Source organism: Microbacterium sp. NPDC003461, from assembly GCF_053588335.1.
In genome coordinates this window covers 1-4652 of sequence record NZ_JBSFPT010000055.1, presented here as the reverse complement: position 1 = coordinate 4652, position 4652 = coordinate 1, and the positions used below count along the sequence as shown (strand labels likewise).

Here is a 4652-nt window from a genome sequence, read left to right as displayed (position 1 = left end):
GGAGGCGGGGATCTTCGGGATCCAGCCCCGCTCCAAGAAGCGCACCACGATCCCCGCCGACGACGTGGTGACCCGCCCCGATCTGCTCAAGCGGGGCTTGACCCTTGATCTTGGACACGCTGATTCCAGCACGATGCTGGGGGGAGCGAGAATCCAAGGATGGCCAGGAAGAACTACACGGACGAGTTCCGTCGCCGAGCGGTGGACTTGTACGAGTCCACGCCCGGGGCGACGCTCAAGGGGATCGCGGCGGATCTCGGCGTGTCCCGCGGCGCGTTGAAGGAGTGGGTCGACAAGCTCGGCTCCGGGACCACGACGACCGGAAGCCCGGTCGCTCCGGCGGCGGTGCGGGCGGAGTCGCAGGCGGCGAGGATCGCGCGGCTGGAGGCTGAGAACCAGGCGCTCCGGGTTGAGCAGGCCAAGCTTGCGGAGGAGCGGGACATCCTCCGTCAGGCGGCGAAGTATTTCGCCGGGGAGACGAGCTGGTGAACCGCTTCCAGTTCGTCGAGGATCACAAGGACGCCTACGGCGTGAAGCGGTTGTGTGAGGTCATCGAGATCGCGAGGTCGTCGTTCTACGCGTGGCTGTCCGCCGCCCCCGGACGTGCCGCGAGGCAGTCGGCAGATGCGGCCCTCGCTGGCCGGATCCGGGCGCTGCAGGACCCGCAGCAGGGCGGGGACCGCGCCTTGGGTGCACCGCGGATCACCGCCGACCTCAACGAGGGCGTTGCCGAGAGTGAGCGGGTCAACCACAAGCGCGTGGCCCGCGTGATGCGTCAGCACGGCCTGGCCGGGATCCGGCTGCGCAAGCGGGTGAAGACCACGATTCCGGACCAGTCGGGGCGGCGCTTCCCGGACCTGATCGGCCGCGACTTCTCCACCGGGGAGCCGGGCCGCCGTTACGTCGGCGACATCACCTACCTGCCCATCGAGGACGGCACGAACCTGTACCTCGCGTCCTGCATCGACCTCGGGTCACGGAAGCTCGCCGGCTGGGCGATGGCCAGCCACATGCGCACCGAGCTCGTCGAAGACGCGCTGAAGGCTGCATGGCGCGAGCGCGGCTCCCTCGCCGGGGCCGTGTTCCACAGCGACCACGGCTCGGTCTACACCTCGAAGTCCTACACCGGCCTCTGCGAGCGGTTCGGGGTGATCCAGTCGATGGGAGCGATCGGCTCGTCGGCCGACAACGCCCTCGCCGAGAGCTTCAACGCGGCCCTCAAGCGCGAACTGCTCGAAGGCCGACCCGCGTTCCCGAACGCGCCCACGGCCTACCGGGCCGTGTTCCGGTGGGCGAACCGCTACAACACCCGCAGGCGCCACTCCGCGATCGGCAACATCACCCCGAACGCCTACGAGACCGCCACCTTCGCTATCCTCACGGAAGCGGCATAACCGAAATGACACCGTGTCCACGATCCGGGGTCAAGGCCCAGGATTGTCACAGTTGCCCAATGGCCCGGCGCGCTGTTCGGCTAATGTCAAGTGGTCAACGATTACTCGGAAGGTGCCGGAGGTGTCCCATGGCCTCGTCGAAGAGATCTGCGACATGGTCGTCGAACAGCGCGTAGTGAACGTGCCGTCCGTCACGATCTCCGCGGACCACGCTGAGATTCCGGAGAAGTCGTAGGTGGTTTGAGAGCGTCGTCTGTCCGGTGCCGAGCTGCATGCCGAGGTCGGTCACCGTGCTGGGGCGGATGCGCAACACGCTCAGGATGCGCAGTCGGACCGGTGATGCCAGAGCCCGCATGATCTCAGCTAGCCGCTCGGCATCCCCCGCTGACAGCGGAGCAGACGCCGATTCCACCGAATCGGTCATAGTTGACTTCCTCCCTCATGAGCACGATTATCATTCACATACATCACAATATCATGTTCTTGTGATGTATTGTCGAGGCATGACCACCCCGACTGCCACGAACTCGCCCTCCGCCATGGAGGAGCACGCGCACGGCTCCGCTCGATGGGAGTTGTGGTTCGCCGTTGTGGCGGGCATCACCTACGCCGCGGGGATGATCGCAGAGTATGCGGTCGGCCTGCCGCTCATGGGCCTGCCCTTGATCCTGTTCATCGCCACCTACATCTTCGGTGGCTTCTTCACTGTCCGCACGGCGGTCACGTCGACATTGCGGGGCAAGTTCGAGGTCGACTTCCTCATGATCGTCGCCGCAATCGGCGCCGCCCTGATCGGGAAGTGGGCGGAGGGCGCGGTGCTGCTGTTCCTCTTCAGCCTCGGCCACGCCCTCGAGGAGTACGCGATGAGCCGCGCCAGCAAGTCGATTGAAGCGCTGGCCGAACTCGCACCACGGACCGCCCTGGTACGCCGCAGGGACGACGATCCCGTCGAGGTCCCGGTGGAGCAGATCGTGGTGGGTGATGTCGTGGTGGTCCGCCCGAACTCGAGGATCCCGTCGGACGGGTTCGTGATCACTGGGATCTCGGCCGTCGACCAGTCGGCGGTCACCGGTGAGTCGATGCCCGTCGAGAAGGAGCCGGTCGCCGATCGCGAGCGGGCGATACGCACCGTCGATACCCTTCCGGCTGCGAATCGCGTGTTCGCCGGTACAGTGAACGGCTCCGGCGTTCTCGAGGTCGTAGTGTCGGCGACGGCCGCGGACTCGACGTTGAGCAAGGTCGTCGAGCTGGTTCGCACAGCCGATCAGTCCGCGTCACCGACGCAACAGTTCATCAACCGTTTCCAGCGGTGGTACGTGCCCGCGGTGATCCTCGCCGTGGCCGCAACCCTGCTGATCGCGATGTCCATACTCTCGCAGCCGTTCACGGATGCCTTCTACCTCGCGATGACCGTCCTCGTCGCCGCGAGCCCGTGCGCACTGGCCATCGCGACGCCGGCGGCCGTTCTCGCTGGAGTCGCCCGAGCGGCGCGCGCCGGCGTGCTGGTCAAGGGCGGCGCTCCGCTGGAGACCCTGGGGCGGGTCAGGGCGATGGCCTTCGATAAGACCGGCACCCTCACCTGGGGCAACCCGCAGGTAACGTCGGTCACTCCCGTGGACGGCGTGGACGGAAGCCTCCTCGTCCCAACACTGGTCGCCGTGGAGTCTCTCAGCGATCACCCACTCGCCGCAGCGATCGTCCGCGACCTCGCGGGTCAGGTGTCCGCGGCGGAGCGTGTCGAGGCATCGGATCTCAACGCCGTCGTCGGTCGCGGTGTACGCGCCGCGGTCGAGGGAGAGGTCGTCGAGGTCGGCAACCTGCGGATGTTCGACGAACAGGGTCTCACCCTTCCCTCGTCAGTCGAGGACGCTTACACGGAGGCTCGCGATTCCGGCCAGACGTTGATGATCGTCCGGCGCGGTGACCGGTTCCTGGGGGTCGTCGGCGTGATGGACACCTCTCGCGCCGAGTCCGCGCAGGTACTCCGCGTCTTGCGCAGTACGAACGTCGGCCAGCTCGTGATGATATCCGGCGATAACCAGCGCGTCGCGGATGCCGTCGGCCGCGAGGTCGGCATCGACACCTCCATCGGTGATCTGCTGCCGGAGGATAAGGTCGCGCACATCAGGCATCTCGCCGAGACGCATCGCCCCATAGCGATGGTCGGCGACGGTGTGAACGACGCCCCCGCGATGGCCCGTGCGGACATCGGCATCGCGATGGGGGCCGCCGGTTCCACCGTCGCGCTGGAGACCTGTGACATCGCTCTTATGAGCGACGATCTGGGGCGTGTCCCGTTCGCCGTGCGTCTGAGCCGCGCGACCAGCCGGATCATCCGCCAGAACCTCATAGCGAGTCTCGCGATCGTCGTCCTCCTGGTGATCGCGACCTTCATCGGTCTGAACATCGGTGCAGTGGTGCTCATCCACGAGGGCTCGACGCTCGTCGTCGTGGCCAACGCGCTTCGACTCCTCGGTTTCGAGCGTGGGAAGGAGCACGCCGGTATCGACCACGAAGACCGCCCCTCGCGTTGATCCTCGTGGGAGTAGTTCTGACGCGGTCGATGTCGGGTCGAGTAGCTGACGGAATGCTCATGGAGGTCGGATGGTGGATGGGAGCGCTGGCGTTGCCCACTGCTCTCTTGGTGATCATCTTTCTCATCGCAATGGGAGCTCCCCAACGACAGGAAGAGGAAGAATCACCTTCTCTCGCCGAGGAGTGGGCCGATGTGACATACCGGTTTCGAAAGGTCGGCGCGTGGGTGCGTAGGCGCTGGCGAGGAGGTTCGAAGTAGACCACCGTGGCTCACTCGCAACCGGTCAAGAGTTACGCGCTCGTGCTCTCACCGCCGCAACAGGGCTGCTCAACAGAAGACGCACCGTCCGTCATTGACATCACGCAGTCTCACTTCCCGCCGTTGCGCGGTAGTAGAGAACTGCCCCGGGTTGCTCGTCGTGGGCACCGATGAGGTCCTCGCTCTGGCGCGCCGTATCTGTATCAGCACCGTGGGGACTGCTCGCGAGTGTCCGCGGCCGCCTCTCCATAACTCAGACGCTGCCGAAGAACTTCTTCATCCGGGGCATGCGGCGGATCAGCAGCTGGTCGAGCGCAAGGATGACGAGCAGGGACAGGCCGAACAGGGGCAGGAAGATCCCGAGGCCGACTGGGCTGTGTCAAGCTTCGTAGACGATCTCTTTGTGGATTTCAGGCCGCGGTTGCGGTCTGGGCGTAGTAGGCGGCCCGGGTCTCGGCGGGGGT

3 protein-coding genes are annotated in these 4652 nt (G+C 65.9%); 2 read left to right on the top strand and 1 reads right to left on the bottom strand.

The window, feature by feature from the left end; genetic code table 11:
* The first annotated feature begins 159 nt into the window (after positions 1–159).
* Positions 160–1394, top strand: a protein-coding gene (locus ACWDR7_RS12975) for an IS3 family transposase (protein WP_369814516.1) whose coding sequence is annotated in 2 segments (ribosomal slippage) — positions 160–469 and positions 469–1394 — 1236 coding nt in all. Because the reading frame shifts where the segments join, the coding sequence is not laid out codon by codon here.
* A gap of 94 nt (positions 1395–1488) precedes the next feature.
* On the opposite strand, the gene ACWDR7_RS12970 is transcribed toward ACWDR7_RS12975, so the two are convergent.
* The gene (locus ACWDR7_RS12970) at positions 1489–1818 is read right to left on the bottom strand and encodes an ArsR/SmtB family transcription factor (protein ID WP_179430620.1); all 330 of its coding nucleotides are present in this window, start codon (positions 1816–1818) and stop codon (positions 1489–1491) included.
* Between the two features lie 79 nt (positions 1819–1897).
* Between ACWDR7_RS12970 and ACWDR7_RS12965 the strand changes: the two genes are divergently transcribed.
* Positions 1898–3928 carry a heavy metal translocating P-type ATPase gene (locus ACWDR7_RS12965; RefSeq protein WP_449855309.1) on the top strand — a complete coding sequence of 677 codons (2031 nt, stop codon included), beginning with the start codon at positions 1898–1900 and terminating at the stop codon, positions 3926–3928.
* Positions 3929–4652 lie beyond the last annotated feature (724 nt).